This window comes from Streptomyces sp. NPDC001231 (assembly GCF_042896885.1).
In the GTDB taxonomy this organism is placed as follows: Bacteria; Actinomycetota; Actinomycetes; order Streptomycetales; family Streptomycetaceae; genus Streptomyces.
The window spans coordinates 94,876-121,471 of the sequence record NZ_JBIAXS010000023.1 but is presented as its reverse complement, the minus strand read 5'-3'; the positions used below and the strand labels follow the sequence as shown (position 1 = coordinate 121,471).

At 72.9% G+C, this 26,596-nt stretch carries 24 protein-coding genes and 1 pseudogene; 17 read left to right on the top strand and 8 right to left on the bottom strand.

What is annotated here, in order from left to right; all coding sequences use genetic code 11:
• Nucleotides 1-122: 122 nt before the first annotated feature.
• Nucleotides 123-722, bottom strand: coding sequence for an NTP transferase domain-containing protein (locus ACFY3J_RS26400; RefSeq protein ID WP_390841863.1), 600 nt, complete (start codon nt 720-722; stop codon nt 123-125).
• 192 nt (nt 723-914) lie between these two features.
• Here ACFY3J_RS26400 and ACFY3J_RS26395 point away from each other — a divergent pair, with 192 nt between their 5' ends.
• Complete coding sequence (locus tag ACFY3J_RS26395; RefSeq protein ID WP_384185297.1) at nt 915-1,229, top strand: DUF5955 family protein; 315 nt, start codon at nt 915-917, stop codon at nt 1,227-1,229.
• A gap of 79 nt (nt 1,230-1,308) precedes the next feature.
• Here the strand turns inward: ACFY3J_RS26395 and ACFY3J_RS26390 are convergent, their stop codons facing one another.
• Together ACFY3J_RS26390 and ACFY3J_RS26385 are read right to left on the bottom strand one after the other, a co-directional pair.
• The gene (locus ACFY3J_RS26390; RefSeq protein ID WP_384185300.1) at nt 1,309-1,947 is read right to left on the bottom strand and encodes a response regulator; all 639 of its coding nucleotides are present in this window, start codon (nt 1,945-1,947) and stop codon (nt 1,309-1,311) included.
• Nucleotides 1,944-3,128 (bottom strand): sensor histidine kinase, encoded by a 1,185-nt coding sequence (locus ACFY3J_RS26385; protein WP_384185303.1) that lies wholly within the window; start codon nt 3,126-3,128, stop codon nt 1,944-1,946. The genes ACFY3J_RS26390 and ACFY3J_RS26385 overlap by 4 nt, the downstream gene beginning before the upstream one ends.
• A 135-nt stretch (nt 3,129-3,263) precedes the next feature.
• Between ACFY3J_RS26385 and ACFY3J_RS26380 the strand changes: the two genes are divergently transcribed.
• Together ACFY3J_RS26380 and ACFY3J_RS26375 are read left to right on the top strand one after the other, a co-directional pair.
• The gene (locus tag ACFY3J_RS26380; protein ID WP_384185306.1) at nt 3,264-4,298 is read left to right on the top strand and encodes an ABC transporter permease; all 1,035 of its coding nucleotides are present in this window, start codon (nt 3,264-3,266) and stop codon (nt 4,296-4,298) included.
• Nucleotides 4,295-4,999 (top strand): ABC transporter ATP-binding protein, encoded by a 705-nt coding sequence (locus ACFY3J_RS26375; protein WP_384185309.1) that lies wholly within the window; start codon nt 4,295-4,297, stop codon nt 4,997-4,999. The genes ACFY3J_RS26380 and ACFY3J_RS26375 overlap by 4 nt, the downstream gene beginning before the upstream one ends.
• A gap of 239 nt (nt 5,000-5,238) precedes the next feature.
• Here ACFY3J_RS26375 and ACFY3J_RS26370 read toward each other — a convergent pair whose 3' ends face one another.
• Entirely contained in the window at nt 5,239-6,042 is an 804-nt protein-coding gene (locus tag ACFY3J_RS26370; protein WP_384185312.1) for an IclR family transcriptional regulator, read from the bottom strand.
• A 235-nt stretch (nt 6,043-6,277) separates the two neighbouring features.
• Here ACFY3J_RS26370 and ACFY3J_RS26365 point away from each other — a divergent pair, with 235 nt between their 5' ends.
• The 5 genes from ACFY3J_RS26365 (at nt 6,278) to ACFY3J_RS26345 (ending at nt 11,877) form a co-directional block, all read left to right on the top strand.
• Entirely contained in the window at nt 6,278-7,771 is a 1,494-nt protein-coding gene (locus ACFY3J_RS26365) for an NCS1 family nucleobase:cation symporter-1 (protein ID WP_384185315.1), read from the top strand.
• A gap of 87 nt (nt 7,772-7,858) precedes the next feature.
• Nucleotides 7,859-8,584: an aspartate/glutamate racemase family protein gene (locus ACFY3J_RS26360; protein ID WP_384185317.1), complete on the top strand. Its 726-nt coding sequence runs from the start codon at nt 7,859-7,861 to the stop codon at nt 8,582-8,584.
• 186 nt (nt 8,585-8,770) lie between these two features.
• Nucleotides 8,771-10,117: an allantoinase AllB gene (gene allB / locus ACFY3J_RS26355; RefSeq protein ID WP_384185320.1), complete on the top strand. Its 1,347-nt coding sequence runs from the start codon at nt 8,771-8,773 to the stop codon at nt 10,115-10,117.
• A 5-nt stretch (nt 10,118-10,122) separates the two neighbouring features.
• Nucleotides 10,123-11,238, top strand: coding sequence for an allantoicase (gene alc / locus ACFY3J_RS26350; RefSeq protein ID WP_384185322.1), 1,116 nt, complete (start codon nt 10,123-10,125; stop codon nt 11,236-11,238).
• Between the two features lie 243 nt (nt 11,239-11,481).
• Nucleotides 11,482-11,877 carry a ribonuclease domain-containing protein gene (locus ACFY3J_RS26345; RefSeq protein WP_384185325.1) on the top strand — a complete coding sequence of 132 codons (396 nt, stop codon included), beginning with the start codon at nt 11,482-11,484 and terminating at the stop codon, nt 11,875-11,877.
• A 127-nt stretch (nt 11,878-12,004) separates the two neighbouring features.
• Here ACFY3J_RS26345 and ACFY3J_RS26340 read toward each other — a convergent pair whose 3' ends face one another.
• Nucleotides 12,005-12,985, bottom strand: coding sequence for a hypothetical protein (locus tag ACFY3J_RS26340; protein WP_384185327.1), 981 nt, complete (start codon nt 12,983-12,985; stop codon nt 12,005-12,007).
• On the bottom strand, nt 12,982-14,481 hold the full coding sequence (locus ACFY3J_RS26335; protein WP_390841862.1) for a M48 family metallopeptidase: 1,500 nt from the start codon (nt 14,479-14,481) through the stop codon (nt 12,982-12,984). Before ACFY3J_RS26335 ends, ACFY3J_RS26340 begins: the two co-directional genes overlap by 4 nt.
• Before the next feature lie 194 nt (nt 14,482-14,675).
• Here ACFY3J_RS26335 and ACFY3J_RS26330 point away from each other — a divergent pair, with 194 nt between their 5' ends.
• A complete protein-coding gene (locus tag ACFY3J_RS26330) occupies nt 14,676-14,990 on the top strand; it encodes a hypothetical protein (protein ID WP_384185333.1) in 315 nt (104 codons plus the stop codon).
• Here ACFY3J_RS26330 and ACFY3J_RS26325 read toward each other — a convergent pair.
• Both ACFY3J_RS26325 and ACFY3J_RS26320 read right to left on the bottom strand, forming a co-directional pair.
• A complete protein-coding gene (locus ACFY3J_RS26325; RefSeq protein ID WP_390841861.1) occupies nt 14,979-15,944 on the bottom strand; it encodes an NADPH:quinone reductase in 966 nt (321 codons plus the stop codon). The genes ACFY3J_RS26330 and ACFY3J_RS26325 overlap by 12 nt on opposite strands.
• 295 nt (nt 15,945-16,239) lie before the next feature.
• Nucleotides 16,240-17,262, bottom strand: coding sequence for a Gfo/Idh/MocA family oxidoreductase (locus ACFY3J_RS26320; RefSeq protein ID WP_384185338.1), 1,023 nt, complete (start codon nt 17,260-17,262; stop codon nt 16,240-16,242).
• A gap of 117 nt (nt 17,263-17,379) precedes the next feature.
• Between ACFY3J_RS26320 and ACFY3J_RS26315 the strand changes: the two genes are divergently transcribed.
• The 8 genes and pseudogenes from ACFY3J_RS26315 to ACFY3J_RS26280 form a co-directional block, all read left to right on the top strand.
• Nucleotides 17,380-18,129 (top strand): GntR family transcriptional regulator, encoded by a 750-nt coding sequence (locus tag ACFY3J_RS26315; protein WP_390841878.1) that lies wholly within the window; start codon nt 17,380-17,382, stop codon nt 18,127-18,129.
• Between the two features lie 183 nt (nt 18,130-18,312).
• On the top strand, nt 18,313-19,317 hold the full coding sequence (locus ACFY3J_RS26310) for a sugar ABC transporter substrate-binding protein (RefSeq protein WP_390841860.1): 1,005 nt from the start codon (nt 18,313-18,315) through the stop codon (nt 19,315-19,317).
• Nucleotides 19,314-20,378, top strand: coding sequence for an ABC transporter permease (locus ACFY3J_RS26305; protein ID WP_384185343.1), 1,065 nt, complete (start codon nt 19,314-19,316; stop codon nt 20,376-20,378). The genes ACFY3J_RS26310 and ACFY3J_RS26305 overlap by 4 nt, the downstream gene beginning before the upstream one ends.
• A complete protein-coding gene (locus ACFY3J_RS26300; protein WP_390841859.1) occupies nt 20,375-21,166 on the top strand; it encodes an ATP-binding cassette domain-containing protein in 792 nt (263 codons plus the stop codon). The genes ACFY3J_RS26305 and ACFY3J_RS26300 overlap by 4 nt, the downstream gene beginning before the upstream one ends.
• Nucleotides 21,167-21,307: 141 nt before the next feature.
• Complete coding sequence (locus tag ACFY3J_RS26295; RefSeq protein ID WP_390841858.1) at nt 21,308-22,456, top strand: ROK family glucokinase; 1,149 nt, start codon at nt 21,308-21,310, stop codon at nt 22,454-22,456.
• A complete protein-coding gene (locus ACFY3J_RS26290) occupies nt 22,453-23,034 on the top strand; it encodes a sugar kinase (protein WP_384185351.1) in 582 nt (193 codons plus the stop codon). The genes ACFY3J_RS26295 and ACFY3J_RS26290 overlap by 4 nt, the downstream gene beginning before the upstream one ends.
• 103 nt (nt 23,035-23,137) lie before the next feature.
• Nucleotides 23,138-26,095: a DEAD/DEAH box helicase gene (locus ACFY3J_RS26285; RefSeq protein ID WP_390841877.1), complete on the top strand. Its 2,958-nt coding sequence runs from the start codon at nt 23,138-23,140 to the stop codon at nt 26,093-26,095.
• Nucleotides 26,095-26,596 (top strand): annotated as a pseudogene (locus tag ACFY3J_RS26280) (hypothetical protein); the annotation flags it as partial. The gene ACFY3J_RS26285 and the pseudogene ACFY3J_RS26280, both read left to right, overlap by 1 nt.

Genomic DNA, 26,596 nt, shown 5'->3' with positions numbered 1-26,596 from the left:
CCCGAGGAGCGGTCGAGTGCTTCTGAAATGTGGATAGTAGTTTCCTCATGGTGGAAGTTCAATGGTGTGTTGACGTCGAGATTCTTCGAATCGAGTGAAGGTGGCGCTCGGTGCCACCCCGCTCACTCAAGGTGGCCCAGGTCGGCCTGGGTGTCGATGTCGTACGCCCGTGCCACGTCCCCGCACTCGACGAGGGTGATCGATCTCTCGTGCGCCCTCAGGTAGGCGCGTGCTCCCCGGTCGCCGGTCGCACTCTCCGCGACGCCGCCCCAGTGGGCCGCCCCGAGCAGCACCGGATGGCCGCGCACGCCGTCGTACGCGGCCGAGACCAGCGAGCCCTCGTCCCGGTACGCGGCCCGCACCCGGCCCACCGCCTCGGCGCTCACGCCGGGCTGGTCCACGAGCAGGACCAGGACCGCGCGGGCCTCCGTACCGGTGAGGGAGTCCAGCCCGGCCCGCAGCGAGGAGCCCATGCCCTGCTCCCAGCGCGGGTTCTCCACGAGCACGCAGCCGGCCAGTGCCGCGCGCCGCCGCACCTCGGCCGACCGCGCGCCCAGGACGACGTGGACGCGTTCGCATCCGGCCGCGCGCAGGGTCCCGACTGCGTGCTCCACCAGCGGCCGGCCCCGGTGTGCGAGCAGCGCCTTGGGCCGCCCGCCGAGCCGCCGCCCGCCGCCGGCCGCCAGCACCAGTCCCGCGATCTCGTCCTCTGTGCGTGTCATGGGTCCTGCATACCGCGGACCGTCCCCGGTCGAGCCGGTGTGCGGGGGCTGAATTTCGGTCCCCGCGGTGGCGCACCGCGGTCCTGGTGGCGTTTACTGATCGGCGTCCCCCGGCGCCCGACCTGCTTGACAGGGATGTCCGACGGGACCACGGAGGGGACGGCGCACGACGGCGTGCGAGGGGGAGGGGCTGTGTTGCGGAGCTTGGACCGGCGGCCGGCGACCGGCGGCAAAGAGGATCCCAGGGTGACGGAGCTGCGGACCGCCGTGGCCCGGCTGCGCCGTGAACTCGCCGCGCATCCGGCGGAGTTCCCCGACCGTGCCATCGCCGAGGACGAACTGGCCGCCCTCGCCGCGATGGCCGCCCACGGCACTCCCGAGATCCCGCGGCTGCGCCGCTCCCTGCTGCTGATCGCCGGATCCATCGGCTCGGTCAGCGCCCTGGCGCACGGACTGTCCCAGGTGCGCACCGCGGTCGACCTGTTCGCGGAGCCGCCGCGCGGTTGACGGACCCGTCAGTCCCGGTCGGCGTCCGTGCCCAAAGGCCCGGTGTCCGCGCCGGCGGGCCCGTCCGTGTCCGTGCCCGTCAGGGTCTCAGACGCCGGATGAGGCCCTGCCCGGTCGCCGCCGCCACCGCCGCGGTACGCGACTCGACGCCCAACTTGGCGTAGATGTGCACCAGATGGGACTTCACCGTGGCCTGGCTCAGGAACAGGCGCTTGCTGATCTGAAGGTTGGACAGGCCGTCGCGGACCAGTTCCAGCACCTCCAGCTCGCGGCGGCTGAGCGCGGCCGCGGGCGTGCGCATGCGGTCCATCAGACGGTGGGCGACCGCGGGCGCGAGGGCGGAGCGGCCGGAGGCCGCGGTGCGCACCGCGGCGGCCAGCTCCTGCGGCGGCGCGTCCTTCAGGAGGTAGCCCGCCGCACCGGCCTCCACCGCGGCGAGGATGTCTGCGTCGGTGTCGTACGTGGTCAGCACCAGGACGCGCGGGGCGCCGGGTCGGGAGGTGATCGCCGCCGTCGCCTCCGCACCGTGCGCGCCGCCCGTGCCGAACTGCAGGTCCATCAGCACCACGTCCACACCGCCCGCCGCGGCCAGCTCCACGGCACGCTCCGCCGTCGGCGCCTCCCCGGCGATCTCGAAGTCGGGCTCGGCGGACAGCACCGCCTTCAGGCCCGCACGGACCACGGGATGGTCGTCCGCCAGCAGCAGCCGGATCGTCATGCGCCGCCCCCGGAGACCGGGTACGGCAGCGTGACCGCCACCGCGGTGCCCTGGCCGGGCGCCGACTCCACGGCGAACGTCCCGCCCAGCGCCTCGGCCCGCGAGCGCATCGCGGGCAGCCCGAAACCGCCGTCCGCCGCCCGGCGGGGCCGTGCGGCGGTGTGCCCGGCGTCGGGGTCGAAACCGGCGCCGTCGTCGACGACGTCCAACGCCACCGCCGTGTCCATGAAGCTCAGGGTGATCTCCGCGCGGTGGGCGCGGGAGTGCCGCAGGGTGTTGCCGAGCGCCGACTGGGCGATCCTGAGCAGCGCCACCTCGTAGGGGGTGGGCAGCTCGGCCGGAGTGCCGCTCACCGTGAAGCGGACCTTGGGCGGGGCGGCAACGCCCGAGCACAGCCGTTCCAGGGCTCCGGCCAGCGAGCCGCGTTCCAGGTCGGGCGGGGTGAGCGCGTGCACGAAGCGGCGGGCCTCGGCGAGGTTGTCCTGCGCGGTCGCGCGGGCTTGCTCGATGTGCGCGGCGGCCGGGGAGCCGTCGGGCAGCGCACGCTGGGCGGCACGCAGCAGCAGCTGGATGCTGGACAGGCCCTGGGCGAGCGTGTCGTGGATCTCCCGGGCCAGCCGCTCCCGCTCCGCGAGCGTGCCGGCGGTGCGCTCGGCGTCGGCCAGCTCGGCGCGGGTGGCCACCAGCTCCTCGATCAGCTCACGGCGCCGCTCGCTCTCCCGGTACAGGGCCTCGTAGCCGAGGACCGTGGCGGCGGCCACCGCCGCGCCGAGCAGCGGGCCGATGAAGGCGCCGGCGGTGAGCCGCTCCCCGTGCCCGATGAAACCGGCGATGGCCGCGCCCGCGGTCGCCCCGACCGCGGGCAGGCTCCAGCGCACCGGCAGCAGGTGCAGCTGGAGGAAGTACAGCGGGAAGGCCGCCCACAGGGCGTCGGGGGAGAGCGCGAGCAGCACCAGCCAGGCCGCGCAGAGCGCCGCCAGCCACACCGCGGCCGCGCGCTGGGAGCGGTGGGTGGCCGGGCTCAGCACCCCCCAGGCGAACACCGCGCCCGTTCCCAGCGCCGCTACCACGGTGGCCGGGCCGTGCGCGCGGGCCGCGGCGAGCGCCAGCAGGCCTGCGAACAGCGCGTACAGGCACAGGCGCAGGGTGACGACGACGGGGGAGTGGGTGCGGACATCCATGACGGGTCCAGGGTAGACGGGCCGGGCGGGGCGCCGGTCAACCGAAAGTTCGAAAGACGGGTGCCTCCTTCGATCCGCGGCAGCCGTACCCCGGCGCGATGCCCGGCGGGGGCGGCGCCGCGCAGGGTGGAGGACATGTTCGTCGCATGGAGAGACCTGCGGTTCGCCAAGGGGCGGTTCGCCCTGATGGGAGCCGTGGTCACACTGATCACCCTGCTCGTGGGGCTGCTGTCCGGGCTCACCGCCGGGCTCGCCGAGGAGAACGTCTCGGCGGTGAAGGGCCTGCCCGCCGACCACCTCGCCTTCGCCGCGCCACCCGGCGGCCGGCCGGTGTCGTTCACCGGTTCCTCGCTGCCGCCGGAGGCCGTCCGGCAGTGGGCGGAGCGCGTCCCGTACGCGGAGCCGGTCGCGATCCGCACGCTCGACGCGGCCGCGGGGAGCCGTACGGCGGCAGTGTCCGTGTTCGCCGTACGCCCGGCGGCCGGCATCGCACCGGACGGCGTGGCGCCCGGGCGGGCCGTGCTCTCCGCCAAGGCGGCGTCCGCACTCGGCGTCGCCGCCGGGGACCGGGTCCGTCTCGGCTCCGCCACCTGGACCGTGGCGGCCGTGACGGGCGGTGCCTCCTACAGCCACACGCCCGTGGTGTGGACGGCGTGGGACGGCGGCCGGGCGACCGTGATCGCGCTGCGCACGCGGGGCGCCGACGTCCCGGCCGGGGACCGGACCGCCGGCACGAAGACCCTCGCCAAGGACGACGCACTGACCGCGATCGGCTCCTACCAGGCCGAGAACGGCTCGCTGCAACTGATGCGCGGCTTCCTGTTCGCCATCTCCGCGCTGGTCGTCGGGGCGTTCTTCACGGTGTGGACGATCCAGCGGTCCCCCGACATCGCCGTCCTCAAGGCACTCGGGGCCTCCACCAGCCACCTGCTGCGCGACGCGCTGGGACAGGCCGCGGTGCTGCTCGCCGCCGGGACGCTGCTCGGCACCGGGCTCGCGGCCCTGACCGGTGCCCTGGTACGGGGCGGCGCGATTCCCTTCGTGCTCGACCTGCCGACCGTCCTGCTGCCCGCCGCGGTGATGGCCGTCCTGGGCGTGCTGGGCGCCGGCCTCTCCGTCCGGCGGATCACCGCCGTCGACCCGCTGACCGCGCTGGGAGGCGTGCGATGAGCCTGCTCCTCGACGACATCACCCTGACCTACCCCGACGGCGACGGCAGGCTCACCGCCCTGGACCGGGTACGCCTGGAGGTGCCCGCGGGCACGGTCACGGCGGTGGCCGGGCCGTCCGGCTCGGGCAAGTCCAGCCTGCTCGCGGTCGCCGCCACGCTGATCACGCCGGACAGCGGACGCGTATGCGTGGACGGTACGCCGACCGGGGAGCTGAGCGCCGCGGAGCGGGCGGTACTGCGCCGCCGCAGCATCGGGATCGTGTTCCAGCAGCCCAACCTGCTGCCGTCGCTGACGGCGGCGGAGCAGCTCGAGGTGATGGCCCGCCTGGACGGCCGCCGGGCGGCGGCGGGCCGGGTCCGCGAACTCCTGGCCGCCGTGGGCCTCGCCGACCGGGCACACCGGCGCCCGCACCAGCTCTCCGGCGGTCAGCGCCAGCGCGTCAACATCGCCCGTGCGCTGATGAACGACCCCTCCGTCCTCCTGGTCGACGAGCCCACCAGCGCCCTCGACCACGAACGCGGCGCGGCCGTCCTCGACCTGCTGACCAGCCTCACCCGTGCCCGCGGCACGGCGACCGTCCTCGTCACCCACGACCGCACCCACCTGGACGCGGCCGACGCGGTGCGGGAGATGAGAGACGGACGGCTGGCCCCTCCAGTCACCGAACGCCTCGGTGATGCGGGACACCGGCCGGGCTGACGAGGAAGGGCCTGAGAGCGGCGGCCGGCCGGTGGGGCGGGAACCGGGGTGGTCGGGGTGGGGCCGGTTGGCCGGGGAGGTGAGTGTCGGCCCCGGCCGGGGGCAGGAGCCGGCCGGCCGGGGCCCAGCCCCTCGGGCCGCCCGGCCGGCGGTCCGTCACCGCGTGCGCGTCCCGGCCCGCGGGCGGCCACGACCGTCGGCGGGCGGGATCCGCCGACCGGAAGCCGGCGGGCCGGGAATCAGGCCGCCGGGCCCGAGCTGGCGAGGGCCTTGGACAGGTCTCGCGCCACCTGCTGGAGGACCGGGACGATCCGTTCCGTCGCCGTGTCCGTGACCCGGCCCGCCGGGCCGGAGATGGAGATCGCCGCGGCGGTGGGGCTGTCGGGGACGGTGACCGCGAGGCAGCGGACCCCGATCTCCTGCTCGTTGTCGTCGACCGCGTAGCCGAGCCGGCGGACGTCCTTCAGGGCCGCCAGGAAGCCGTCCGGGGTGGTTATCGTCTTGTCCGTGGCGGCCGGCATGCCGGTACGGGCCAGCAGCGCGCGCACCTCGTTGTCGGACGTGTGCGCGAGCAGGGCCTTGCCGACGCCCGTGGAGTGCGGCAGCACCCTGCGGCCCACCTCGGTGAACATCCGCATGGAGTGCTTGGACGGCACCTGCGCCACGTAGACGATCTCGTCCCCGTCCAGCAGTGCCATGTTCGCGGTCTCGCCGGTCTCCTCCACCAGCCGTGCCAGGTACGGCCGCGCCCATGTGCCGAGCAGCCGCGAGGCGGACTCGCCGAGGCGGATGAGGCGGGGACCGAGCGAGTACCGCCGGTTCGGCTGCTGCCGCACATAGCCGCAGGCGACCAGGGTCCGCATCAGCCGGTGGATGGTGGGCAGCGGCAGACCGCTCGCGGCGGAGAGCTCGCTCAGACCCACCTCGCCCCCGGCGTCCGCCATCCGCTCGAGCAGGTCGAAGGCACGCTCGAGGGACTGGACCCCACCGGTGGCGGCGGGGCCGGCGGAGGCGGAGGACTTGCGCTCGTCTGACGGCGGCACGTCGCATTCCTTTCTGCGGGTGTGGCCGCATGCTACCGGCCTGGTCGGATGCCTACCGAGGGCCGTCACGAGACGTTCCTACCGATCAGCAAGGATTTGTCCATATGCTCGTCTGCATTGCGGTCGGGCCCTTGACGGTGCTCTCGGCGAAAACTACGTTCTGGCCACCGGAAGTTTACTTCCGTTCTGTGGAAAACACCGAACGTTCCCCCACTTTCCCTCCCGGGAGCCCCCTATGCCTCCTGCTGTGGATGACCGATCGTCCGTGGATGCCGGCAACACAGGCAACACAGCCAGTTCCGGCCTGTACACGTACGATCTCGCCCCCACGAAGAAAGAAGGGCGCCGCTGGGGCGCCTACAACGTCTTCACGCTCTGGGCCAACGATGTGCACAGCCTCGGAAACTACGCCTTCGCGATCGGTCTGTTCGCGCTCGGCCTGAACGTGTGGGGCATCCTGGCCGCCTTCGCGCTCGCCTCCGTCCTGCTCTTCCTGCTGCTCACGCTGTCCGGCTTCATGGGACACAAGACGGGCGTGCCGTTCCCCGTCATGAGCCGCATCGCCTTCGGCATCAAGGGCGCGAAGATACCGGCCGGCGTCCGCGGCGCCGTCGCCATCGCCTGGTTCGGCATCCAGACCTACCTCGCCTCCGCCGTCCTGAGCGCGCTGCTGGTGGCCCTGTTCCCCGGCCTGAGCCGACTCCAGGCGCATTCCGTGCTCGGCCAGACCCTGCTCGGCTGGCTCACCTTCATGGCCCTCTGGGTGCTCCAGGTGCTCATCGTGAGCTACGGCATGCAGATGATCCGGCGCTACATGGCCTTCGCCGCGCCCACCACGCTGATCACCATGTCCGCCCTGGCCGCCTGGATGTTCTTCCGGGCCGGTGGATCGATCTCCCTGTCCGACGGCGCCGCGCTCACCGGCGGCGCGATGTGGCTGCACATCTTCCAGGGCGCCGCCCTGTGGGTGGTGATCTACGGCACCTTCGTACTGAACTTCTGCGACTTCACCCGGTCGGCCAGGAGCCGCGCCTCGATCGTCCGAGGCAACGTGATCGGCATCCCGGTGAACATGCTCTTCTTCGCCGTCATCGTGGCGGTGCTCAGCGGCGCGCAGTTCAAGCTCGACGGGCAGATCATCACCAGCCCTACGGATATCGTCCGCACCATCCCGAACATGATCCTGCTGGCCGCGGCCTCGCTCGCCCTCATCGCCCTGACCGTCGCGGTGAACCTGCTGGCCAACTTCGTGGCGCCGATCTACGCGCTGGTCAACCTGTTCCCGCAGCGGCTGAACTTCCGCCGCGCCGGCCTGGTGAGCGCGATCGCCGGCCTGGTGATCACGCCGTGGAACCTCTACAACAACCCGATCGCGGTGGAGTACTTCCTCGGCGGACTCGGCGCCCTGCTCGGGCCCCTCTTCGGCGTGATCATGGCGGACTACTGGCTGCTGCGCAGGGCCCGGGTCAACGTGCCCGACCTCTACACCGAGGACGCGCAGGGCGAGTACCACTACCGCCGCGGCTACAACCCGCGGGCCGTGTGGGCCTTCGTGCCGTCCGCGGCCATCGCCGTCGTCCTCGCCCTGGTGCCCCTCTTCCATGCCGTGGCCGGCTTCTCCTGGTTCGTCGGCGCCATCCTCGGGGCCGTCTTCTACTCGGTCATCGCCGACCGCAACGTCCTGATCCGGGACGTGGACGGCGAGGCCATCGCGGTCGCCGCCGAATAAGCCGCGAACCAGCCGCGGATCAGTCGCGAACCAGCCGCGGATCAGCCCCGAACGAGCCGTCCAGCAGAACCACCCGGAAAGCGAACCATGCGCATCCTCGTCGTGAACGTCAACACCACGCAGTCCATCACCGACTCGATCGGTGAGCAGGCGGCGGCTGCGGCGTCCCCCGGCACCGAGATCGTCCCGCTGACCCCGTCCTTCGGAGCGGAGTCCGTGGAGGGCAACTACGAGAGCTACCTCGCCGCCATCGCCGTGATGGAGGCCGTCCGCGCCCACCCCGAGCCCTTCGACGCCGTGATCCAGGCCGGATACGGCGAGCACGGCCGCGAGGGCCTTCAGGAACTGCTCGACGTACCCGTCGTCGACATCACCGAGGCCGCCGCGAGCACCGCCCAGTTCCTCGGCCGCTCCTACTCCGTCGTCACCAGCCTGGACCGCACGGTCCCGCTGATCGAGGAGCGCCTCCACATCGCCGGGCTGAGCGCCCGGTGCGCCTCCGTGCGCGCCAGCGGGCTCGCCGTGCTGGATCTGGAACGGGACGAGAAGGCCGCTGTCGCCGCGATCGCCGAACAGGCCGCCCGCGCGGTGGAGGAGGACCGGGCGGAGGTGATCTGCCTCGGCTGCGGGGGCATGTCCGGACTCACCGAGCGCGTCGCCGAACGCACCGGGGTCCCGGTCGTCGACGGCGTGACCGCCGCCGTGACGATCGCCGAATCCCTCGTCCGGCTCGGCCTGTCCACCTCCAAGGTGCGCACATACGCGCCGCCGCGGCCCAAGAGGATGGTCAACTGGCCCCCGCGCACGCGTTGACGCAGGTCGCGAGACACCCGCGCAGGCCGCCGCGACGAGGCCCGCTCCGCCAAGAAGGTCTTGACTCATGAGGTTTGGCCATGAAGACTCCGTCTACAGGAAACTCATTTCCGCTCTCCGGAATATTGCTTGCTTCGCGGGTGAGCGACAGTGAATAGAGGAACAGCACCAGAGGAGGGGCGTCCGTTGCCCGACGTACAGCTCGTACTGCGCTCCACACGCGTCGTCACCCCCGAGGGCGTGCGCCCCGCGTCCGTCACCGTCGCCGACGGCCGGATCGTGGCCGTACTGCCGCACGACGCCGAGGTCCCTGCGGGAGCGTGGCTGGAAGACGTCGGTGACGACGCTCTGCTGCCCGGCCTGGTCGACACCCATGTCCATGTGAACGACCCCGGGCGCAGCGACTGGGAGGGCTTCTGGACGGCCACCCGGGCGGCGGCAGCCGGAGGCATCACCACTCTCGTCGACATGCCCCTCAACTCGCTGCCGCCGACGACCACCGTCGACAACCTGCGCGTCAAGCAGGAGGTGGCCCGCAGCAAGGCCCACATCGACGTCGGGTTCTGGGGCGGCGCGCTCCCGGACAACGTCAAGGACCTGCGGCCCCTGCACGACGCGGGCGTCTTCGGCTTCAAGTGCTTCCTGTCCCCGTCCGGGGTCGACGAGTTCCCGGAGCTGAACCACGACCAGCTGACCGCCTCCATGGCGGAGATCGCGGGCTTCGGCGGACTGCTCATCGTGCACGCGGAGGACCCGCACGAACTCGGGCTCGCCCCCCAGCTGAGCGGCCCGAAGTACACCGACTTCCTGCAGACCCGCCCTCAGGTCTCCGAGGACAGCGCCATCGACGGGCTCATCGCCCTGGCCCGCCGGCTCGGCGCGCGGGTCCACATCCTGCACCTGTCCTCCTCCGGCGCGCTGCCGCTGATCGCCGCCGCCAAGCGCGAGGGCGTCCCCCTCAGCGTCGAGACCTGCCCGCACTACCTCACCCTCACCGCCGAGGAAGTGCCCGACGGGGCCAGCGAGTTCAAGTGCTGCCCGCCGATCCGCGAGGCCGCCAACCAGGACCTGCTGTGGGCCGCACTCGCCGACGGCACCATCGACTGCGTCGTCACCGACCACTCGCCGTCCACCGTGGACCTCAAGACGTCCGACTTCGCCACCGCCTGGGGCGGCATATCCTCGCTCCAGCTGAGCCTGTCGGCCATCTGGACCGAGGCGGCCCGGCGCGGCCACGGCATCGAGGACGTGGTCCGGTGGATGTCCGAACGCACCGCGAACCTCGCCGGTCTGGACCGCAAGGGCGCCATCGCGCCCGGCCGGGACGCCGACTTCGCGGTCCTGGCCACCGACGAGACCTTCACCGTCGACCCCGCCGCGCTCCAGCACCGCAACCGCATCACCGCGTACGCGGGCAAGACCCTGCGCGGTGTCGTGAAATCCACCTGGCTGCGCGGCGAGCGCATCTACGCCCCCGCGCTCGACGACCACTTCACCGAACCCACCGGCCGACTCCTGGAAAGGACGAACTGATCACCGTGACGGCGACCCTGAGCTTCACCGGCGACGCGAACCCCTACGGCGGCGGCGACCCGTACGCCGACTTCCGCACGGCCGACTTCCCCTTCACCCGGCACGCCAACCTGGCCGACCGCCGGCTCGGCGCGGGTGTCATCGCCGCCAACGACGAGTTCTTCGCCCAGCGCGAGAACCTGCTGGTGCCCGAGCGGGCCGAGTTCGACCCCGAGGACTTCGGGCACAAGGGCAAGGTCATGGACGGCTGGGAGACCCGTCGCCGGCGCGGCGTCTCGGCCGAGCACCCCTGGCCGACCGAGGACGACCACGACTGGGCGCTGATCCGGCTCGGCGCGCCCGGCGTCGTCCGCGGCATCGTCGTGGACACCGCCCACTTCCGCGGCAACTACCCGCAGGCGGTCTCCGTCGAGGGCACCTCGGTCGACGGCGCCCCCACACCCGAGGAACTCCTCGCCGACGACGTCAAGTGGACGACCCTCGTCCCGCGCACCGCGGTCGGCGGCCACGCGGCCAACGGCTTCGAGGTGAACGCCGAGCAGCGCTTCACGCACCTGCGTCTCAAGCAGCATCCCGACGGCGGCATCGCGCGCCTGCGGGTGTACGGCGAGGTCGTGCCCGACCCCGCGTGGCTGGCCGCGCTCGGCACCTTCGACGTGGTGGCGCTGGAGAACGGCGGCAGTGTCGTGGACGCCTCCAACCTCTTCTACTCGCCGGCCACCAACACCATCCAGCCGGGCCGTTCCCGCAAGATGGACGACGGCTGGGAGACCCGCCGCCGCCGCGACCAGGGCAACGACTGGATCAGTTACCGCCTCGCCGGGCACACCGAGATCCGCGCCCTGGAGGTCGACACCGCCTACCTCAAGGGCAACAGTGCCGGCTGGGCGTCGGTCTCCGTCAAGGACGGGGAGGACGGCGAGTGGACGGAGATCCTGCCGCGCACCCGTCTCCAGCCCGACACCAACCACCGCTTCGTGCTGCCCGCGGCGGCCGTCGGTACGCACGCGCGCGTGGACATCTTCCCGGACGGAGGCATCTCCCGGCTCCGCCTGTTCGGCGCGCTGACCGAGCAGGGCGCGGCCGCACTGGCGGCCCGCCACCAGGAACTGGGCGGCTGAGACCCGTCCGTACCCGCGGGGCGGCCGGCCGCACGGACCGGGTCCGAACCGGTGACGAGGGCTTCGGCCGGTTCATGGCCGAGGTCTTCGACCGCGCCGGCGCCTTCCTCCTCGGCCGCCGCACCTACCGCCCCCGGTACGGTTCCTACCTGGATTAACTCCCTGCGAATTCATCGAACTTGACGGTAAATTCCTCGGACTTGTCATTGACATGCCAGTGTCTACGCGCGTCATGATGAGCGCATGAGATTCCCCCCACGCACCACCCGCATCGGCGCCGCCGGCGCCCTCCTGTCCGCCCTCCTGGTCGGTGGCACCGTCGCCGCCGCCCCGGCCGACGCCGCCGCGACCGCGGTCGGCAGCATCTGCTACAGCGCGCTGCCCTCCCAGGCGTACGACACACTCCGTCTGATCGACAAGGGCGGTCCCTACCCGTACTCCCAGGACGGCTCCGTCTTCCAGAACCGCGAGGGCGTCCTGCCCAAGCAGTCGACCGGGTACTACCACGAGTACACGGTCGTCACCCCGGGCTCCCCCGACCGTGGGGCCCGACGCATAGTCACCGGCCAGAAGACCCGGGAGGACTACTACACCGCGGACCACTACGTCACGTTCAAGCTCGTCAACTTCGGCTGCTGACAGACGCGTCCATCGCACGTCCCTCGCCTCGCGGACCCTCCACGCACACCGGCCGCGGGGTGAGCCGCTGCCCGGCCCCGGCCTCGGACGGCGCCGGGCAGCGGGTGCCGCTTCGAGGCGGCCCGGGTCAGGGCCGCGGAGCGCTCAGCGCCCACAGCGCGATGAGGAGGGTGGCCCCGCACAGCGCCATGCCCACGGCCGCCACCGCGGTTCCGCCGATGAGGAGCGCCCCCGCCAGGGCGCCCACGACGAGTCCCACGGCGGCCGCCCGGGCACCCGGCCACCACCAGGGCCTCGCGGAGAGGGTCGCGGCGTCGACCGGGATGAAGGAGTCCTCCAGGGTCACACGGACCGCCGTGTACTCGTCGAGGAACACGCGGCGCGGCGCACGGTGCCGCCGGCGCCCCAAAGGCACCAGGCGGGTGCCGTCCGGCAGTTGGGCCACCACGGCGCCGCGCGAGCCCGCCCGGTGACGGGCGCTCACCTCGACCGGGCCGTGCAGCTCGTCGAGGGCGGGATGCCACATGATCCGCTGCCAGGCGACCGGCCGGTCACGCACGCCCGTCTCGGCGAGTGCGAGCCACAGGGTCTCCGACAGCGCCTGCGCGGAGACGGGCCGGACACCGTAGTGCGCCGTCGCCGTCATCGGACGGCCCGGTCGCCGCGCCGCCCACCGGAACCGCACGCCACGCCAGGCCCACACCGAGCACAGCGCGGCGGCCGTGACCCCGGCGAGCAGGATGGGGACGAGCAGGTCGTCCTCGTCGGAGGTCTCCTCAGGGTCGCCGGGGAAGCCCCGCGGGTCCGTCGCGTCCGGGTCGTAGACGACGGGGAAGTGACGGCTCTTGGTGTAGCGGTCGGTGTCGTAGACGCCGAAGCGCTGCACGTGTTCACGGCCCGTGCGGTCCTTCCAGCGCACCCGGATGTCCTCGCCCTCCCCGAGGCCGTCCTCGACGATCACGCCGGTGGTGCGGGCCGTGGCCCGCTCGCGGGCCTGGTCGTAGGCGTACGCGTGGAAACCCAGCCAGCCGGCGAGCAGCGCGAAGCCGGTCAGGGTGGCCGTCACGCCCAGCAGGGCGACGCGCAGGGCGGGGCCGGGGCGTCTCATGCTCTCTCCGCCTTCTCGGTCCCGGTCTTCTCCAGCAGGGCGTGGACGGGCGCCGGGTCACCGCCGTCCACGGCCGTGACCAGCACCTCGTACAGGTCGACGACCGTGCCGTCCGGCGCCCTGAGCACGGTGCTCATCCAGCGGCCGGCGTAGGACCAGCCGGCCTCCAGCAGCAACGGCGCCAGGGCCGCTCCCATGGCATCGGCCAGTACCTGGCCGCCGACCGCCCTGCGCGCGGCGGCCGGCAGCCACCGCAGTTGAGGGTCGATCCGGCGGGCCAGGCGGTACCAGTCGGCGTCGGCGAGGGCGTCCAGTGCGACGTGCAGTGCCCCGGTGGGGGAGGGCTGCCCGGTCGCCGCCGGCAGCGCCGCCGCGCCGGGGCCGCCGTCGGCGGGGAGGCGAAGCCTGTCGGGGTCGAGTTCGAGGAGGCGTACCGGTTTCAGGTCCCCGGGCCGGAGGGCGCTGCCCCGTACACCGCCGCCCTCCTGGAGGGTGGCACCGGGTCCGTCCGCGCAGGCCAGACGCTGGACGCACCACTCGGCGACCGCCTCGGCGTCCCGCAGCCCGAGCGGAGCCGAGCCGTACGTCGCATAGGTGCCGGTGTGCGGCAGCGCGGCCATCCGCACGGCCGACGGCGGCCGGGCGGCCCCGGCGTAGACGTCCAGGGCGCGGTCCTCGGCGTCCTCGCGCACGGCCCGGTGCAGCACCGTCGGATCCTGGAGGGCGAGGTCGAACGCCTCGTAGAGGTCCACCGGATACGTGCCGTCCTCGACCAGGTCCTCCACCCAGCCCTGCGCGATTCCGTCGAAAGCCGCCTCGATCACGGCGACCCGTTCCACGGCCTCGCGCACCGCCGTACCGCCCACGACCCGTGCGGCCTCCGCGTCGGCCGCCAACTCCGTCTGCCAGGACCATGGTTGGGTCGCGCGCAGCAGGGGAGCGGCCAACGGGGCCAGCGGTCGCAGGGGCCCCTCCAGCCGCTCGGAGAGCGCACCGCGTGCCGCCAGCAGGGCACGTGTGCGACGGTCGTCGAAGTGGCGCTGGTGGGCCAGCTCGTGCGCGATCACCGCGGCAAGCTGCGCGGCCGGGAGCGCCCGGACCAGCGGCAGCCCGAGCAGCAGCGCGTAGCCGTGTCCGCCCGCCGCCCTCACACGGCACGTGAGCACCGCCGGCTCCGGGAGGATCCGCACCAGCAGCGGAGCACCGAAGCCGGTCCGCTCGGCCAAGTCCCGTACCAACGCCGCCAGTTCCGGCTGATCGTCCGGCCGTACCGCCCGGCCCGGCAGGACGTCGGGGATGACGACCTCGCGCAGGGCCGGAAGCAACCACAGCACCGGAAGCGCGGCCATCTGCCAGACCCCCCAGGCCACCCCCACGGCCGCGACCAGGAGAGTGGGGGCCAGCAGAGGCAGCCAGGCGACGGCGGACATGGCCGCGGTGAACAGCCGGACACGGGCCGCCGAGACCTGCGGCCCTCCGGGTATGCGACCGTCCATCACACTCCTGTCGCGCCGTGAGGTGTCGGCGGATTCTGTCATAGGCGGTTTAATTTCGTGGACGCCAGGTGGGGAAAGGGTGGGCGATGGGTGGACGGGCGCGCCGGGGTCCCCTCACGGGTGCCGAGGCCGAGGCCGTGGATCACCACCGGGAGGTGCGCCGCAGGGGCCGGCCTGCCCGTGAGCTGCGGACCGTGAACGGCGCCAGGATCCGGTCGAAGACCGAGGCCGGGTGGAAGGGCGCCCGGTTCCGCTGGGTGATCGTGGGCGCCGGGGCGCTGTGCTGCGCCGCCGGGACCGTCATGCTGACCGTGGCGGTGGCGCTGTGGCCGGCGCCGCGGGCCGTCCTGAGCGGCGTCTACTTCGTCGGGCTGGGGCTGGCCGTCGTGGTCGGCCACCCCGTCTCGGTGATGTGCGCCCGTCGGCGGTGGGCTGCCCGGACGACCGCCCCCGTGGAACGGGGAGCGGGTGACGGGGAGGTGCCGGACGGGTCCGGGTCAGGGGCGTAGCACCACGCGCCGGCCGTGGAGCTCGCCCCGCTCCATGCGCTGGTGGATCTGCGCCGCGGCGCTGAGGGGGTGGTACTCCACCGAACGGGGCCGCAGCCCGCCCGAGGCCAGGAGGTCGTTGACGGCGGCCGCCGCTTCGGCCAGTTCCGCGGCCGTGGCGTTGGAGATGGCGAACCCGCGCAGGGAGCCGTCCTTCATGTAGAGCGGACCGACCGGAAGGGCCGGCTCGTCGCGGGCACCGGACAGGACGACGATGCGGCCGCGGTGGGCGAGGACGTCGACCGCGGTCCGCAGGTCGTTGCGTCCCGAGGTGTCGACGTGGACGCCGACGCCGGACGGAGCGAGCCGCGTCAGCCGCGCCGCGAGATCGGGGGCGTGGTAGTCCACGACCTGCGCCGCGCCCAGGGACCGGACGTGCTCGTGGTCGCGCGGTGCGGCCGTGGCGACGACCCGCGCGTACGCCCGGTGCGCGAACTCCACCAGCGCGCCGCCCACGTTGCCGGCCGCGCCACCGACCAGGACCGTCTCGCCGGGGCGCAGCCCGCCGTGTGTGAAGAGCGCCAGATAGGCGGTCGCGGCGGGATGGAACACGGCCACGGCCTCCTCCGGGCGCACGCCCGCCGGCAGCCGGTAGAGGCGGTCGGCGGGCACCACGGCCTGTTCGGCGGCCGCTCCCTGCCGGCCGTCGTGGCCCAGGCTGTTGCACCACACCGTCTCGCCGACGGCGAAACCGGAGCCCGCGGACGCCACCGTGCCCACCAGGTCGCGCCCGACCACGAACGGGAACGGCAGCGGTGTGCGGAACAGCCCCGAGCGGACGAAGGTGTCCACCGGGTTGACCGTGGTGGCCAGCACGTCCACCAGCACCTCACCCGTCCCCGGCACGGGCGCGGGCAACTCGCCGAAGCGGATGACGCCGGGTGGCCCCAGCTGTTCGACATAGGCGGCACGCATGACCACCGATTCTCCCACCGGACGGCCGCGCGTCGCTTGCGGAGCCTGCGGGCGGGCGAGTCCCGGTGGTGGGTTGGTGAGCCGGGGCCCGGTGGGTCGGTGATCCGCGGCGGCCGGTGGGTTGGTGGGCTGGTGCGGCCGACGGGCCGATCAACCGGTGCGGCTGGTGAGCCGCTGTGCGGGCGCCGCCGCCGGCCACCGTCCTCCGCGGCGCCTGCCGCGGCCGGTGCGAAAGCCGTCCGGGTGTCCGGGAGTTCAGGTGCCCGGACGGCGGGTCACCGTGGATGGGGGTCCGTCACCGGTAGACCGCACGGTCGCCGCCCGGGATCTCCGCCAGGCTCACCGGGCGGTGTTCACGGCGGGAGACCTCGCAGGCCTCGGCGATGCGCAGGGCCTGGAGGGCCTCGTGGCCGTCGCACGGGTTGGGGCGCTCACCGTGCAGCACCTGCACGAACGCGGCCAGTTCGGCTTCGTAGGCGGGGCCGAAGCGTTCCAGGAAGTCGGGCCAGGGCTTGTCCGCGGCCGGTGGGCCGGTCGGCTCGGTGGACGCGATCGGCGTGCGGTCGTCGAGGCCGACCACGATCTGGTCCCGCTCCCCGGCCAGTTCCATGCGGACGTCGTAGCCCGCGCCGTTGAGGCGGGTCGCGGTGGTGGTGGCGAGTGTGCCGTCGTCGAGGGTGAGCAGCGCCGCGCCCGTGTCGACGTCGCCCGCCTCGCGGAACATCGCGGGGCCGGCGTCGGATCCGGCCGCGTACACGCTGAGGACCTCGCGGCCCGTCACCCAGCGCAGCATGTCGAAGTCGTGGATCAGTGTGTCCCTGAAAAGCCCGCCGGAGAGCGGAAGCCACTGGGGCGGCGGCGGTGCCTGGTCGGAGGTGAGAGCGCGGACCGTGTGCAGACGGCCGAGGCGTCCCGAGCGCACCGCGTCGCGCGCGCCGGCGTAGCCCGTGTCGAAGCGGCGCTGGAAGCCCATCTGGAGCACCGTGCCGGCGGCTTCGACCTCGGCGAGCGCCTGTAACGTGCCCGGCAGGTCCAGGGCGATCGGTTTCTCGCAGAACACCGGGAGCCCCGCCCGCGCCGCCCGGCCGATCAGTTCGGCGTGGGCCGAGGTCGCCGTGGTGATCACGACCGCGTCCACGCCCCAGGTGAAGATCTCGTCCACCCCCGGTGCGGCCGTCTCACCCAGCCGGAGGGCGAGCGCCTGTGCCCGCGCCGGATCGGCGTCCGTGAGGATCAAGGAGCCGACCTCACGGTGGCGGCTGAGTGTGTTCGCGTGGATGGTGCCTATGCGGCCCGTACCGATGACCCCGATGCGCATGGAAACAAAGTGGGGGCGGACCCCGGACCCTGTCAATCCGCATGTCCGGACAATCGAACTTCACGACTTCCCGTCAACCGGCCGCGGAGCTACGCTCGGGCCGTGCCGAAACCAGAAGTGGACCCCACCGTCCCACTCGAACTCCATGTGGACCGGAGTTCCCCGGTACCGCTGTACTTCCAGTTGTCCCAGCAGCTCGAGGCCGCGATCGAACACGGCAGCCTCACCCCCGGCAGCCTGCTGGGCAACGAGATCGAGCTCGCCGCCCGGCTCGGCCTGTCCCGGCCCACCGTCCGCCAGGCCATCCAGTCGCTGGTCGACAAGGGCCTCCTGGTACGCCGCCGCGGTGTCGGCACGCAGGTCGTGCACAGCCGGGTCAAGCGCCCGCTGGAGCTGAGCAGCCTCTACGACGACCTGGAGGCGGCCGGTCAGCGCCCGGCGACGAAGGTCCTGGTCAACACGGTGGTCCCGGCCTCCGCCGAGGTCGCCGCCGCCCTCGGGGTGGCCGAGGGCGAGGAGGTCCACCGCGTCGAACGGCTGCGCCTGGCCCATGGTGAGCCGATGGCGTACCTGACCAACTACCTGCCGCCCGGACTGCTCGACCTGGACACCGGTCAGCTGGAGGCCACCGGCCTGTACCGGCTGATGCGCGCCGCCGGGATCACCCTGCACAGCGCCCGCCAGTGCATCGGCGCCCGCGCCGCCTCCTCCGCGGAGGCCGAGCGGCTCACCGAGGCCGAGGGAGCCCCGCTGCTCACCATGCAGCGCACCACCTTCGACGACACCGGCCGCGCGGTGGAGTACGGCACGCACACCTACCGGCCCTCCCGCTACTCCTTCGAGTTCCAGCTCCTCGTACGCCCCTGACCGCGCCCTGCGCCCGCCCGGTGTGCTCCAGGCGCCCTCCTCATGTCCGGACAATATGACCGGTCACCACTGCCCGGCCGCGGAACCAGAGGTTCCGGTGTCTGATAATGGAACGTTCGGGGCTGGTGGAATCGTCATCGGCCCCTTGCGTACGTTCGGGCACAGCAAGAAGGGCACGGCCTCGTGGCACGGTTTCCAACCTGGGTAGTCATCGCGTTGACGGGGGCGCTGTCCCTGTCGCTGGCGGGGTGCAGCAGCACCGGCGGCAAGCGGGCGGAGGACGCCCGCAAGGTCGCGGCGGCCCAGGGCAGGGCCGCGGTGGACACCCCCCGCTGGACCTTCGCGATGATCACGCACTCCGGGGACGGCGACACGTTCTGGGACATCGTGCAGAGCGGCGCCAAGCAGGCCGCGGTCAAGGACAACATCAACTTCCTGTACTCGCACGACGCCGAGGCCCAGCAGCAGGCCCAGCTCGTGGACGCGGCGGTGGACAAGAAGGTCGACGGCATCATCGTCACCCTCGCCAAGCCCGACGCGCTCAAGGCCGCCGTGGCCCGCGCCGAGCGGGCCGGCATCCCGGTGATCACGGTCAACTCCGGATCCGCGCAGTCCAAGGCGTACGGCGCCCTCACGCACGTCGGCCAGGACGAGACCGTCGCCGGTGAGGCCGTCGGGCAGGAGCTGACCGAGCGCGGAAGGAAGAAGGTGCTCTGCGTCCTGCACGAGCAGGGCAACGTCGGGCACGAGCAGCGCTGCGCCGGGGTGGCGAAGACCTTCTCCGGCACGGTCGAGAACCTCTACGTCAACGGCACCAACATGCCGGACACGCAGGCCGCGATCGGCGCCAGGCTCCAGGCGGACACGTCCGTCGACGCGGTCGTCACGCTCGGCGCCCCGTACGCGGACACCGCCGTCAAGGCGAAGGCCGACGCCGGCAGCAGGGCCGAGGTCGACACCTTCGACCTGAACGCCAAGGTCGCCGCCGAGCTCAAGGACGGCACGCTCGGCTTCGCCGTCGACCAGCAGCCCTACCTCCAGGGCTACCAGGCCGTCGACCTGCTCTGGCTCTACAAGTACAACGGCGACGTCCTCGGCGGCGGCCGGCCGGTGCTCACCGGCCCGCAGATCGTCACCAAGGACCAGGCGGCCACGCTGGAGGAGTACACGAAGCGGGGCACCCGATGAGCGGGACGACCACGAACCGCACTGCCGCCGATACCGAGACCTCCACTGCCGAAACGTTTCCGCAGAGCTCGGCGCTGCGCAGGCTGCTCACCCGTCCCGAGCTCGGCTCGGTCGTCGGCGCGATCGCCGTCTTCGTCTTCTTCGCCTGCGCCGCGGACGGCTTCCTGCGCGCCTCCAGCCTCAGCACCGTCCTGTACGCGTCCTCGGCCATCGGCATCATGGCGGTTCCGGTCGCGCTGCTGATGATCGGCGGCGAGTTCGACCTGTCGGCGGGCGTGATGGTGACGTCCTCCGCGCTGGTCTCCTCGATGTTCAGCTACCAGATGACCGCGAACGTCTGGGTGGGAGTCGGCGTATCGCTCCTGGTCACCCTGGCGATCGGCGCCTTCAACGGCTTCATGCTGACCCGTACCGGGCTGCCCAGCTTCATCGTCACCCTGGGCACCTTCCTGATGCTGACCGGGATGAACCTCGGCTTCACCAAGCTGATCGACGGCACCGTCTCCACCAAGACGATCGGCGACATGGAGGGCTTCTCCAGCGCCCACGCGGTGTTCGCCTCGACGCTCACCATCGGCGGCGTCGACGTCAAGGTCACCATCCTGTGGTGGCTCGGCCTGGTCGCCCTCGCCTCCTGGATCCTGCTGCGCACCCGCACCGGCAACTGGATCTTCGCGGTCGGCGGCAACAAGGACGCGGCCCGCGCGGTCGGCGTACCGGTCACCGGAACCAAGACCGGCCTCTACATGGGCGTGGGTCTCGGCGCCTGGATCTGCGGGCAGCACCTGCTCTTCTCCTTCGACGCGGTGCAGTCCGGCGAGGGCGTCGGCAACGAGCTGATCTACATCATCGCCGCCGTCATCGGCGGCTGCCTGATCACCGGCGGCTACGGCAGCGCCATCGGCTCGGCGGTCGGAGCCCTCCTGTTCGGCATGACCAGCAAGGGCATCGTCTTCGCCGAGTGGAACCCCGACTGGTTCAAGTTCTTCCTCGGAGCGATGCTGCTCCTCGCGACCCTGCTCAACACCTGGGTCCGCAGGCGGGCGGAGGCCACCAAGTGACGCAGAACGAAGCACGCACGGCACTCGTGGAGCTGTCCGGCGTCAGCAAGCACTACGGCGGTGTCCGCGCCCTGGAGGACGTGGGCCTGGAGGTCCACGCCGGGGAGATCACCTGCGTCCTGGGCGACAACGGCGCCGGCAAGTCGACCCTGATCAAGATCATCGCGGGACTGCACCAGCACGACGGCGGTGTCCTGCGCGTCGACGGCGACGAGACCCGGCTCACCTCACCGCGCGACGCCCTGGACCGGGGTATCGCCACGGTGTACCAGGACCTGGCGGTCGTGGGCCTCATGCCGGTCTGGCGGAACTTCTTCCTCGGCTCCGAGCCCCGCAAGGGGGCCGGCCCCTTCAAGCGCCTGGACGTCGACCTCATGCGCAGGACGGCGCGGGCCGAACTGCTGCGGATGGGAATCGACCTGCGCGACGTCGACCAGCCCATCGGCACCCTGTCGGGCGGCGAGCGCCAGTGCGTCGCCATCGCGCGCGCGGTGTATTTCGGCGCGAAGGTGCTCGTCCTGGACGAGCCGACCGCGGCGCTCGGTGTGAAGCAGTCGGGCGTGGTGCTGAGGTATGTGGCGGCGGCCCGCGACCAGGGGCTGGGTGTTGTGCTGATCACCCACAACCCGCATCACGCGTACCTTGTAGGTGACCGATTCGTCCTGCTGAGGCGGGGCACCATGGTCGGCCATCACACTCGGGACGAGATCACCCTGGACGAGCTGACCCGGCAGATGGCGGGCGGCAGCGACCTGGACGATCTGCGCCATGAGCTGCAAGGGATCTGAGGGCCCGCGGGGTTGTGGCATCATGCCGCTCCGCGGTGCGGGCGCGACGACCCCGGCACGTCCGCATCCCGTACAACCGGGCACCGGTCCCTCGGTGCCCCGTACGGAACCCTTACCCATCGTGCGGCAGAATCGGGCCCGATGAGCACCTACCGCGACCTCACCGCCCCCATCGGCTCCCGCCGCGCCCCCGTACTGCGCACGGTCGGTACCCGGGAGCGGCGCTCCCACCTGACCGCACCCCGCGTTCCCACGGTGGGCATCGACATCGGCGGCACCAAGGTGATGGCGGGCGTCGTCGACGCCGACGGCAACATCCTGGAGCGGCTCCGCACGGAGACCCCGGACAAGTCCAAGAGCCCGCGGGTCGTCGAGGACACCATCGTCGAACTGGTCCTGGACCTGTCCGACCGGCACGACGTGCACGCGGTCGGCATCGGCGCGGCCGGCTGGGTCGACGCCGACCGCAACCGCGTGCTGTTCGCCCCCCACCTGTCCTGGCGCAACGAACCCCTGCGCGACCGCCTCTCCGAACGCCTGTCCGTGCCGGTCCTGGTCGACAACGACGCCAACGCCGCCGCCTGGGCCGAGTGGCGCTTCGGCGCGGGCCGCGACGAGGACCACCTCGTCATGATCACGCTGGGTACCGGGATCGGCGGCGCGATCCTGGAGGACGGCCAGGTGAAGCGGGGAAAATTCGGTGTCGCGGGCGAGTTCGGGCACATGCAGGTCGTGCCCGGCGGCCACCGCTGCCCGTGCGGCAACCGCGGCTGCTGGGAGCAGTACAGCTCGGGCAACGCCCTGGTGCGCGAGGCGCGTGAGCTGGCCGCGGCCGACTCCCCGGTCGCCTACGGGATCATCGAGCACGTCAAAGGGAACATCGCCGACATCACCGGTCCGTTGATCACCGAGCTGGCCCGCGAGGGCGACGCCATGTGCGTCGAACTGCTCGAGGACATCGGCCAGTGGCTCGGCGTCGGCATCGCCAACCTGGCCGCCGCCCTCGACCCGTCCTGCTTCGTCATCGGCGGCGGGGTCTCCGCGGCCGACGACCTCCTGATCGGCCCCGCGCGGGACGCGTTCAAACGGCACCTCACCGGCCGCGGCTACCGCCCCGAGGCCCGTATCACCCGCGCCCAGCTCGGTCCCGAGGCCGGCATGGTCGGCGCCGCCGACCTCGCCCGGCTGGTCGCCCGCCGCTTCCGGCGCGCCAAGCGGCGCCGGGTCGAGCGGTACGAGCGCTACGAGCGGTACGCGCAGGCGCGGCGCGAGGCCCAGGAGGCGCTGTGACGATGTCGTTGCCACGCCAGGCGGCGCCCCCGGACGGGCGGCCGCCGCGTGTCGAGGACCGCCGGCACCGCAACCGCCGCAGGACCCTCACCCTGCTGATCATCGGGCTGCTCATCGGCGTCCCGGCCGGTTACCTGGTGATCTCCGCCAACCAGAGCCGCGACAGCGGAAAGGACAAGGAGGCCCGGTACGCGGTGAAGGGCCTCGCGCCCGGCTATCCGTCCAAGGTCCAGCGCCGCCTCTACCAGGTGCCGATCCCGCACCCGGCCGACAAGGTCTCCTACTACGAGACGAACAACTGGAAGACCAGCCGTCTCTACGTCCAGTTCCGGACCACCGAACCGGGCCTCACCTCCTTCCTGGAGGCCATGGGAGTCAACCGCAGCGACCTGAAGGAGGGCGCCGTCACCGTCGGCGCCCGGGACAAGAAGACCACCGGCTGGACCTTCACCAGCCCCGGCCCCTGGTGGGGCCTCACCCACAGCCAGAAGAACCCCGCCCCCACGCAGGACGTGGTCGTGAACCTGTCCAACCCGGTCCTGCCGATGGTCTACGTCGTCTCCCGCACCGTCCCCTGATGCCGGCCGTGGCCCGATCCAGGCCGCCGGAGCCGATTGTCAGACCTCGCCCGTACAGTCGAAGACGACTGGGCCGGACGAGGAGCGGGAGGTGACAGAACGTATGAGCGACATGGCCGTCGGAGCGACGGACAGCGCGACGCACACGGTGTCCGTGTCCCCTCGCCTCGCCGCCGTCTTCCTCCCCGCCTCCCTTCCACGCGACAGCCGCATCGCCTTCTGGGACCCGAGCGGCGACGTACGGGCGGCGAGCGACCCCGCCGACGGCAACGGCCGAGCGGCCGACCCCCGCCCGCAGGGCGCCGGACAGGAGGCGGCGAGCACGCCCGCGCCGCGTCCGGACGGCGGTGGGCCGGTGCCCACGGAGCTCACCGTCGTGCGGCGGCACGGGGCGGGGGCCCGGCGCAGGAGCGCGTCCGCGCTGTCGCTGCCGATCGAGGACGCGCTGCCCCACCTCGTACGGGCACGGCACGACCCGGCGGCCCATCCCGCCACGGCATGCTGGGGCGCCGCCGCACTGCACGCGCTGCGGCTCGTCGCCCGCGGACGGCTGCTGCCCGGCCTGACCGCCACCGGGCACGACGCCTGGCGCGCGGGCCCCCTCGACCCGGACGACATCGCCCACCTGCGCGCGATCGCCGCCGCCCTGCCCTACGAGGGCCACGCGGTCCCACTGCCGGGTACGGGCCCGCTCCGCCTGCCCGAACCGGAGGCGCTGCTGCGCACCTTCCTCGACGCGGTCGCCGACACCCTGCCCCGCACCCCGGCCGCGCCCCACACCTCCGGGAAACCCTTCGCCGCCCGCGAGCCGCAGCACCTGCCGCACGCCCACGACTGGGCGGCCGAGGTCGCCGCCGGCATGGACGCGGGCGTACGGGTCTCACTGCGCCTGGACCTGTCCGCGCACAACCTGTTCGACGGCGACGGCGACAACGGCGACCGGGCCGCCCGCAACGCGGGCGCGGCGATCGTCCAGGTGCACAGCCTCGCCGACCCCACCCTCGTCGCCGACGCGGCGGCCCTGTGGGCGGGCGAGGCGGACACGGCGTTCGGCCCACGCGCACGCGTGGACGCCGCCCTGGCCGTACGGCGCGCGGCCCGCGTCTGGCCCCCGCTGGACCGGCTCTCCGAGCAGGAGGTGCCCGACGTCCTCGCCCTCTCCGAGGGCGAGGTGAGCGAGCTGCTGGGCGTGGCCGCGACCCGGCTCGCCGCGGCAGGCGTCGCCGTGCACTGGCCGCGCGACCTGGCCCAGGACCTCACGGCGACCGCGGTGGTGCGCCCCGCGCCGGGCTCGGCCAAGGACGGCACCGGCTTCTTCGAGGGCGAGGAACTGCTGCGGTTCCGCTGGCAGTTGGCGCTCGGCGGTGATCCGCTCAGCGACGCCGAGATGGACGCGCTCGCCGAGGCCCACCGCCCGGTGGTGCGGCTGCGGGACCGCTGGGTGCTCGTCGACCCGGCCCTCGTCCGCAAGGCCCGCAAGCGCGAACTCGGTCTGCTCGACCCGGTCGACGCGCTCTCCGTCGCCCTCACCGGCACCGCGGAGGTCGACGGCGAGACGGTCGAGGCGGTGCCCGTCGGCGCGCTGGCGACCCTGCGGGACCGGCTCACGGCAGGCGTACCGCTCGCCGAAGCACCGCCGGGCCTCGACGCCACCCTGCGCGACTACCAACTGCGCGGTCTGGGCTGGCTCGACCTCATGACCTCCCTCGGCCTCGGCGGCTGCCTCGCCGACGACATGGGCCTCGGCAAGACGGTCACCGTCATCGCGCTGCACCTCAAGCGGGCGCGCGACGAACCCACCCTGGTGGTCTGCCCGGCCTCCCTGCTGGGCAACTGGCAGCGGGAGATCACCCGGTTCGCCCCCGGCGTCCCCGTCCGCCGCTTCCACGGCCAGGACCGCTCCCTGGACGGCCTCGACGGCGGCTTCGTGCTCACCACGTACGGCACGATGCGGTCCACGGCACCCCTGCTGGCCGATCAGCCCTGGGGCATGGTCGTCGCCGACGAGGCCCAGCACGTCAAGAACCCGTACTCGGCGACCGCGAAGGCGCTGCGGACGATTCCGTCCCCCGCGCGCGTGGCCCTCACCGGCACGCCCGTGGAGAACAACCTCTCCGAACTGTGGGCCCTGCTCGACTGGACCACCCCCGGGCTCCTCGGCCCGCTGAAGTCCTTCCGCGCCCGGCACGCCCGCGCGGTGGAGACCGGCGGGGCCGAGGACAACGGCGAGGCCGTGCGGCGTCTGGGCCGCCTGGTACGCCCCTTCCTGCTGCGCCGCAGGAAGTCCGACCCCGGCATCGTCCCCGAACTGCCGCCCAAGACCGAGACGGACCACCCGGTCCCCCTCACCCGCGAACAGGCCGCGCTGTACGAGGCCGTGGTGCGCGAGTCGATGCTCGCCATCGAGACCGCCGAGGGCATGGCCCGGCGCGGACTGGTCCTGAAACTGCTGACCTCGCTGAAGCAGATCTGCGACCACCCGGCGCTCTACCTCAAGGAGGAGCACGCCCGCGGCGGCGACAGGTCGGCGGCGCGCTCCGGGAAGCTGGCGCTCCTGGACGAGCTGCTGGACACCCTGCTCGCCGAGGACGGCTCGGCGCTGGTCTTCACCCAGTACGTCGGCATGGCCCGCCTGATCACCTCCCACCTCACCACGCGCGCGGTCCCGGTCGACCTGCTGCACGGCGGTACGCCGGTCCCGGAGCGCGAGCGGATGGTGGACCGCTTCCAGAGCGGCGCGACCCCGGTCCTCGTACTGTCCCTGAAGGCGGCGGGCACGGGCCTGAACCTCACGCGCGCGGGCCACGTCGTCCACTTCGACCGCTGGTGGAACCCGGCGGTCGAGGAGCAGGCCACCGACCGCGCCTACCGCATCGGCCAGACCCAGCCGGTCCAGGTGCACCGCCTGATCACCGAGGGCACCGTGGAGGACCGTATCGCCGAGATGCTCGCCGCCAAGCGCGCCCTGGCCGACGCGATCCTCGGCGCGGGCGAGTCGGCGCTCACGGAGCTGACCGACCGCGAGCTGGCCGACCTGGTCTCGCTGCGGAGGGAGGCCTGATGGACGAGCGCCCCGCCGACGCGGCACGCCGGGCCCTGCGCGCCGCCCGGGAACAGCAGACCCGGACCCCCGAGGGCCCCGCGGACCACCGCAAGCCCGCTCCGGGCGATCCGGCCGGTGCGGGGAACCGTCCCGGGGACGCCGCACGGGACGCCTTGCGGCGCGCGGTGAACGCCCGGCGCGGCGACGGCACCGCGGACGACGGGGGCACCGCGCAGGACGCGGCCGAGTCGGTACCCCGACCGGAGACGTCCTCCGGCGCCCCGGCGGACGGCGCCGCACCTCGGCGGCCCGCGGGGGCCCGTTCCTCGGGGGTCGTGCCTGGGGCGGATGTGGACGAGTCGGTACCCGGACCGGGGGTGGCTTCCGGCGCCCTGGTGGACGGTGCTGTGCTGCGGTGGTCGGCGGGGGCCCGTTCCTCGGGGGTCGTGCCTGGGGCGGATGTGGACGAGTCGGTACCCGGACCGGGGGTGGCTTCCGGCGCCCTGGTGGACGGTGCTG

What these genes read in the sequence shown, in the direction of transcription:
- ACFY3J_RS26400 (WP_390841863.1), bottom strand. Translation starts at nt 722, where the DNA reads ATGACACGCACAGAGGACGAGATCGCGGGACTGGTGCTGGCGGCCGGC.
- ACFY3J_RS26390 (WP_384185300.1), bottom strand. Translation starts at nt 1,947, where the DNA reads ATGACGATCCGGCTGCTGCTGGCGGACGACCATCCCGTGGTCCGTGCG.
- ACFY3J_RS26385 (WP_384185303.1), bottom strand. Translation starts at nt 3,128, where the DNA reads ATGGATGTCCGCACCCACTCCCCCGTCGTCGTCACCCTGCGCCTGTGC.
- ACFY3J_RS26380 (WP_384185306.1), top strand. Translation starts at nt 3,264, where the DNA reads ATGTTCGTCGCATGGAGAGACCTGCGGTTCGCCAAGGGGCGGTTCGCC.
- ACFY3J_RS26375 (WP_384185309.1), top strand. Translation starts at nt 4,295, where the DNA reads ATGAGCCTGCTCCTCGACGACATCACCCTGACCTACCCCGACGGCGAC.
- ACFY3J_RS26365 (WP_384185315.1), top strand. Translation starts at nt 6,278, where the DNA reads ATGCCTCCTGCTGTGGATGACCGATCGTCCGTGGATGCCGGCAACACA.
- ACFY3J_RS26360 (WP_384185317.1), top strand. Translation starts at nt 7,859, where the DNA reads ATGCGCATCCTCGTCGTGAACGTCAACACCACGCAGTCCATCACCGAC.
- ACFY3J_RS26345 (WP_384185325.1), top strand. Translation starts at nt 11,482, where the DNA reads ATGAGATTCCCCCCACGCACCACCCGCATCGGCGCCGCCGGCGCCCTC.
- ACFY3J_RS26340 (WP_384185327.1), bottom strand. Translation starts at nt 12,985, where the DNA reads ATGAGACGCCCCGGCCCCGCCCTGCGCGTCGCCCTGCTGGGCGTGACG.
- ACFY3J_RS26335 (WP_390841862.1), bottom strand. Translation starts at nt 14,481, where the DNA reads ATGGACGGTCGCATACCCGGAGGGCCGCAGGTCTCGGCGGCCCGTGTC.
- ACFY3J_RS26325 (WP_390841861.1), bottom strand. Translation starts at nt 15,944, where the DNA reads ATGCGTGCCGCCTATGTCGAACAGCTGGGGCCACCCGGCGTCATCCGC.
- ACFY3J_RS26320 (WP_384185338.1), bottom strand. Translation starts at nt 17,262, where the DNA reads ATGCGCATCGGGGTCATCGGTACGGGCCGCATAGGCACCATCCACGCG.
- ACFY3J_RS26305 (WP_384185343.1), top strand. Translation starts at nt 19,314, where the DNA reads ATGAGCGGGACGACCACGAACCGCACTGCCGCCGATACCGAGACCTCC.
- ACFY3J_RS26295 (WP_390841858.1), top strand. Translation starts at nt 21,308, where the DNA reads ATGAGCACCTACCGCGACCTCACCGCCCCCATCGGCTCCCGCCGCGCC.
- ACFY3J_RS26285 (WP_390841877.1), top strand. Translation starts at nt 23,138, where the DNA reads ATGAGCGACATGGCCGTCGGAGCGACGGACAGCGCGACGCACACGGTG.